The 1,723-nt window shown below is 45.6% G+C and carries 1 protein-coding gene; it reads right to left on the bottom strand.

Annotation, left to right across the window (positions count from 1 at the left end):
- Positions 1 to 35: 35 nt before the first annotated feature.
- On the bottom strand, positions 36 to 1,723 hold a 1,688-nt coding region (locus Q0212_RS14295), incomplete at its 5' end, for an efflux RND transporter permease subunit (RefSeq protein WP_297926698.1).

Genomic DNA, 1,723 nt, shown 5'->3' with positions numbered 1-1,723 from the left:
AATGTTGAGTTGTAATAACACTTGCTGACTCATGATTAACGCTCCACGCCAAAACGACGAAATAAATTAGGCAACAACACTAAGGTTAATAAGGTACAACTGACTAATCCGCCAATCACCACCACCGCTAAAGGTTGTTGAATTTCCGAACCCGGCCCTGTAGCAAATAACAACGGCACTAAACCAAAAGCAGCGATGCTAGCGGTCATCATCACAGGCCGTAAACGACGCATTGCCCCTTGTTTAACCACAGTGGCTACATCTAAACCACGCGCTAATAACTGGTTAAAATAGCCAATCATCACCAAGCCATTGAGTACGGCAATGCCCATTAAGGCGATAAAACCCACTGAGGCAGGCACAGACAAATATTGTCCTGTAATGGCTAAAGCCACTACGCCACCAATCAAGGCAAACGGAATATTGACGAACACTAAGGCGGCTTGGCGCACTGAGCCTAAGGTGGCAAATAATAAGAAAAATATCATCGCTAAGGCGGCAGGAATCACCGTCATTAACCGTGCGGCGGCACGTTGTTGATTTTCAAATTGTCCACCCCACGCCAAACGATAACCAACAGGCAATTTAACCTGTTGTTGAACTTTGGCTTTGGCTTCGTCGACAAAACCCACCAAGTCACGGCCTTTAACATTGGCGCGAACCACTGACATCCGCGAGGCATTTTCACGCTCAATTTTGACTACCCCTTCATCAGCCACTAATGTGGCCACTGAGGACAACGCAATACTTTGGCCATTGGCTAAAGGTAGTTGCAATTGGCTAAACGTTTCGGTGGATAAACGCAGGGCTTCTGCACCTCTCATCACTAAGGGGGTTGGTTTGCCTTGCTCTAAAACACTGCTAATGGTTTGCCCTTCGACTAAGGTTCTTAACATCGCCTGAATGTCTTCGCTGCTTAAACCCACCCGACCTGCGGCCACACGGTCAATTTGGACTTGTAAATATTGCACACCCGAATTTTCTAAGGTCATTACGTCTTCGCTGCCCTGAATGCCTTGTAAAATGTTGGCAATTTGCTCAGCAATTTGGCTTAACTCGGCCAAGTCTGAGCCATACACTTTAACCGCCAAATCACCACGTACCCCCGACAACATTTCTGAGGTACGCATTTCAATGGGTTGGGTAAAACTAAAATTTACCCCTGCGACATCAGCAATCACTGCACGCACTTGGTCAATGATTTGCTCTTTATTTTTGGCTTGCCATTGCTCTTTGGGTTTTAACACCAAAAAGGTGTCGGTTTCATTTAAACCCATGGGGTCTAAACCCAATTCATCTGAGCCTGTTCTGGCGACAATCCTTTGTATATCAGGCACTTTCGCTAAAATACGTTGTTGTACATCTAAATCGATGGCTGTTGAGCTATTCAGTTGAATGGATGGCAGTTTTTCCAATTGCATAATAATGTCGCCTTCATCCATGGTTGGCATAAACGATTTGCCAATAAACGGAAACAAGGCTAATGCACCAACTAAAGCGAGTGCTGCTCCTGTATAAACCCATTTGCTATGCACAAACGACCAGTCCAGCAAACGTTGATAACCCGCTTCTAAACGCGCAACGAGCCACGGCGTATGATGAACTTGTGCCTTTAACACAAAAGAAGCCAGCACAGGAATCACGGTTAAGGACAACAACAACGACGCAGACAAGGCAAAGACAATGGTTAATGCAACAGGTGCAAATAACTTCCCTTCTAAAC

Source organism: uncultured Agitococcus sp., from assembly GCF_937920075.1.
Classification (GTDB): domain Bacteria; phylum Pseudomonadota; class Gammaproteobacteria; order Pseudomonadales; family Moraxellaceae; genus Agitococcus.
Note: the sequence above shows the minus strand (reverse complement) of the source record. Positions and strands in the feature narration are given on the sequence as shown.